Source organism: Pseudoalteromonas sp. Z1A6, from assembly GCF_011378745.1.
Lineage (GTDB): Bacteria > Pseudomonadota > Gammaproteobacteria > Enterobacterales > Alteromonadaceae > Pseudoalteromonas > Pseudoalteromonas arctica.
Window position 1 is genome coordinate 1 of record NZ_WTKW01000322.1, and the last position, 4718, is coordinate 4718.

Here is a 4718-nt window from a genome sequence, read left to right on the forward strand (position 1 = left end):
AACTTTTCTGAAGATGAATTGTTAAACTTTCTCCCCAAAAATTCAATAAATTTCGCACTTCAACTTGATATACAAGAGAACCAGATCTCAGAAACTAACGCCTATAATAAAAATAAACTGGCAGGTATAGTTGCGAGTGTTAAACAGGTTGACTTTATTTTTGATTCGCAATTGCGTATTAAGCTAATTGAACGATTATCAGCACAACAACTAGCTGAGTTGTTTCCTAGCTTTGAGCTTGAAGCAAAAAACGTTACTCCAAAATACTATGATGCCATCATAAGTTGGGCAGGAGATAATCCTGAAAAGTTCGCAGCTTTATTAGGACTTTCTGCGCTATATGAAAGTCAATTAAGCCAAGATAATGAATTAGAAAGCATAACGTGTATTGAGCCAAATTACGGTCTTTATCCATACCAACAAAACATTAGCAAACAGGTGTTTACTGAACTTGCACAGGATAAAAAACGAGTACTGATTCACTTACCTACAGGTGCAGGTAAAACACGCACTGCAATGAATATTGCTGCTGAGCATTTAAGGCAATCTGAAAGTAACCTAGTACTTTGGTTAGCAGATAGAGAAGAGCTTTGCTCGCAAGCTTATATAGAGTTTTCAAAAGCATGGAAGTCATTAGGTAATCGCTCTACCTCTCTTTATGGCTTTTACTCAACTTCAACTGAAAGTTTGAGTGGTATCGATTCGGGTTTTGTTGTTGGTGGCTTACACAAGTTTTTGAGTTTACGAAAAAGTGATTCTAGACAGCTCCAACTTTTATATAGCAAGCTTGCTGAAAAAGTAACATTAGTAATTTTTGATGAGGCCCACAAGGCTGTCGCGCCAAAGTTCCAAGAAGTTGTTCAGGACTTTATTGAAGATGAGTCATTCCATGCAGATCTGATTGGTTTAACAGCCACTCCAGGCAGAAGTTATTCTGAAGATGGTTTATCAGAAGAAGATGCCCGTTTAGCCGATTTTTTCTATAACAATAAAGTATCTATGCAAATTTCAGGCTATTTATCGCCAATAGATTACTTAGTTGAGAAGGGCTATTTAGCAAAAGCTAACTTTAAATCATTAAATTATGATCATTCAGGTATTGCTGCATACGAATTAAGAGATGCGGGTGGTGTTGAAACGATGACGACGCTAGCAAATAACATAGAGCGTAACCGACAGATCCTAAATACGATTATTGATGAATGTAACCTTGGGTCACAAATCATCGTTTTTGCGTGTACCGTAGAGCACGGAATTAACCTTGCTACTGCACTTGCATATCAAGGTATAAAAGCAGCTTCTATTGATAGTAAAAATGATACGGCAGAGAGTCGAAGAGCAAAAATAGCACAATATAAAAACGGTAATTTACAAGTTTTGGTTAATTTTAATGTATTAACTGCAGGGTTTGATGCCCCTAAAACAAATGTCACTGTTATCGCAAAGCCAATGAACTCATTAGTACAGTACTTACAAATGGCTGGTCGTGCCATGCGTGGTTATAAAAGCGGCGGTAACAAAGAATGCAATATTTATACAGTAATGGATAACATACCTGAATTTCAAAGTATTAGCCTAGCATTTGGTTATTGGAATGATATGTGGGCAGAAAAGGAGACTAAATAATGAGTAACAGATTTTTAAGTGCAGAAACTGTAATAGAATCTTTAAGAGATAATGGTTACAACAATACTGCATACGCGCTTGCCGAGTTAATCGATAATAGCCTACAAGCAACCGCTACGCGTGTAGAGGTTGGTTTTATCGAAGAACAACAAGAAACCCGGAAAAATTACACTGTTTCAGAAATCTCCCTTTGGGACAATGGTGTTGGTATGGATCTCGATACCTTAAGAGTCGCCATGCAGTTTGGTGGCGGTACGCATCGTAAAGATGCCGGAGGTATGGGTAAGTTCGGTATGGGTTTACCTAACTCATCAATTTCACAGTGTAAGCGTGTTGATGTGTGGAGCTGGCAAGCCGGTGGAGAGCCTCATCATACATATTTAGATGTTGACGAAATGAAAAGCGGCGCACTTGAAGATGTCCCAATGCCAACAGCAAAAGCAATTCCTACAAAGTACGAAAAAGCTTTTTTTACTAAAAAACCAGAATCTGGCTCTTTAATTATTTGGTCTAAGCTCGATCGCCTAAGTTGGAAAACGGGCAAGTCAATCTACCGTCACTGTGAACATTTAGTCGGCAGAATGTATCGTAATTTCATTAGTGATGACAATATAAAAATAGAAAGTATCACTTACCGTAAATCAGCGGATGACAGACTTGATGTTTACGATAAAGAAACTTTTAAAGCTAATGATCCAATGTATCTTAAAAAGAATACTTCGTTGCCAGAATTGCCAGGTAGTTATAAAAATGAAGCTTTTTTTGAAAAAATGGATGAGGAAGTAATTTCAGTAGAATACATAGATGCAGATGGAAGACCTAAACGTGATGATGTAACCGTTACTACCTCAATGGTTAAGAAGAATATATCAAATCGAATTCTAAAAGATACTATCGGAAAATTAGGTGGTACTGCTTGGGGTAAACATTGTAGTAAAAATGTAGGTGTTTCAATTGTTCGTGCTAATAGAGAATTAGTTTTAAGAGATTCATTTCTAACTTCTGCACTGAGAGAGAGTAAAGGGCGATTTATTGGTATTGAAGTATCCTTTCCGCCAACCCTAGATGCTGTTTTTGGCGTAACTAACAATAAACAAGATGCAATCAGATTAATCCCTTACGAGATGAAAACCATCTTTACTCAAGCAGGTTTTGACTCCGAACAAGAGTATTTAAGGGACTTAGAGGAAAACTCTGATTCATTACTTCAAGTATTAAAAGTAGTTGCTGTTATTAAAAAGCAAGTATCGGCTTTAACAAAAGCGTTAGATACAATCAATGTAGATGGCAAAGCGGTTAAAGGTGAAGAACCTAAAACGGTTTCTGAAGGTGCAGCATCTAAAGCAACGCAAGGCTCTGCACACCGTGAAAATCATGGTCATAAGACTAAAGAAGAAACACCAAAAGAGCTAAAAAAAGAAGATGTTGTTGACCACCTCAAAAAAGCAGGTGGAATGAGTGATGAAGAGGCTGAAGAAAAAGCTGAACGATTAATTCTTACAGGTAATCGTTTTTTAATCGAAGATGTAGCACGAGATTCTGAAGCATTTTTTGATGTATCAACAAGTAAAGGCTTAACGTTAGTTTTATTCAATACAAATCATGTTTTTTATCAAAAGCTTGTAAGCAAGCTTGATGGTGATCAGCTTGAGATTATGCAAACCACAATTGCAGGCTTTGCCCGTGTGATGAATGAAACAACTGACGAAAAACGTTTAAATTATCTAAATACTATTCGTCGTGAATGGGGCTTAGTCATTAGTGAGTTTCTTCAAGGCCCTGAAGATGATGATGCGGACGACTTTTAATGTCGAGCTTAATCTCAAATACTGAGCTTACGCAACAATTAGAGGCACTTCTTCCTGGTTGTGCAAATTTAATTATCATCTCAGCCTTTATGACCCAACCAGCGACACGCTGGCTGGGTCAGTTAATCTCTAACAACAAACCTAAAGTACAGTTGATAGGGCGTTTTACGCCAATTGATTTTGCAAAGGGTGCAAGTGACTTAAATGCGCTTCGTGATTGCATCAATAATGGCTACCAAGTGAAAGCACTCGTAAATCTGCACGCAAAAATTTATCAAATTGATCACGATACTATTTTTAATGGTAGCGCTAATTTAACAGGTAAAGGGTTAGCTTTAGTTAATAATGGAAATTTAGAATCGTGTAGCAGAGTTAATGCCTGCGAACAATCCAAAGCATTCATTAATAAAATTGTTGAATCAGCCACTGATTTAACACTAAGTATGCTTGATAAAATGCAGATTTTTTTAGAGCAATTTGAAGATGCAGATAAAGCTGAGTTACCTGCTGTATGGCCTGAAGAAATCCTACCACAAACATTAGAGCTGTTTGTATCAGACTTCCCGTTAGGTAAGCCAGGCGCTGATTTGAATGAATATCGACTAAACCCATCATTACCTTTTGCTCAAATTGAACATGCTAAAGATGATTTTTCATTAGCGTCAACGTTGTTTAAGCAAACAAAAGCATACCGTTGGTTAAAAAAACAAATTATTGAAAATCAATCAGAACGAGACTTAGGCTTTGGGCAAATATCAAGATTGTTGCATGATGCTTTAGCAGATGACCCAGCGCCTTACCGGCAAGAAATTAAAGATCTCCAAGCAAACTTATATTCTTACCTCAAGCTCTATGCGAGTGATGAAATAGAGGTTTATATACCTGGTAGAAGAAGTGAAATTTTAAGAATAATTAATTAAGGGATAATATGGCAATCGAAAATCTCGAAAGAGAACTATCAGTAATTTATGATGAATTAGATCATCATAAGCTTGTTCTACCTAATTTTCAAAGAAGTTTTGTGTGGAGTAGAGATAAGCAAAGAAAGTTATTAGCATCTTTTATTGTTGATTTACCAATGGGTAGTCTACTAACACTAGAAGGAGTTAGCACAGACTTTTCGAAAAGGAAGCTTTGTTATCCAGATGAGGTGGAATTAGAAGAGAAAGACTGCGAATTTGTTTTAGATGGTCAGCAGAGACTCACGACCTTAAGATCTATTTTTTATGATCACTTTTCAAGCCCCGACTGGAAGAATAATTGGGATCAATTATTTGGTTCTCT

The 4718-nt window shown here is 36.9% G+C and carries 4 protein-coding genes; all 4 read left to right on the top strand.

What is annotated here, in order from left to right; all coding sequences use genetic code 11:
* Window positions 1-1626 (top strand): DEAD/DEAH box helicase (locus GQR46_RS16280; protein WP_165741515.1); only part of this gene is annotated, 1626 nt, incomplete at its 5' end.
* Window positions 1626-3434 (top strand): ATP-binding protein, encoded by a 1809-nt coding sequence (locus tag GQR46_RS16285; protein ID WP_165741517.1) that lies wholly within the window; start codon window positions 1626-1628, stop codon window positions 3432-3434. The genes GQR46_RS16280 and GQR46_RS16285, both read left to right, overlap by 1 nt.
* Window positions 3434-4354: a phospholipase D-like domain-containing protein gene (locus tag GQR46_RS16290; protein ID WP_165741519.1), complete on the top strand. Its 921-nt coding sequence runs from the start codon at window positions 3434-3436 to the stop codon at window positions 4352-4354. The genes GQR46_RS16285 and GQR46_RS16290 overlap by 1 nt, the downstream gene beginning before the upstream one ends.
* Before the next feature lie 8 nt (window positions 4355-4362).
* Window positions 4363-4718: DUF262 domain-containing protein (locus GQR46_RS16295; RefSeq protein WP_165741522.1), on the top strand; the 356-nt coding region annotated here is incomplete at its 3' end.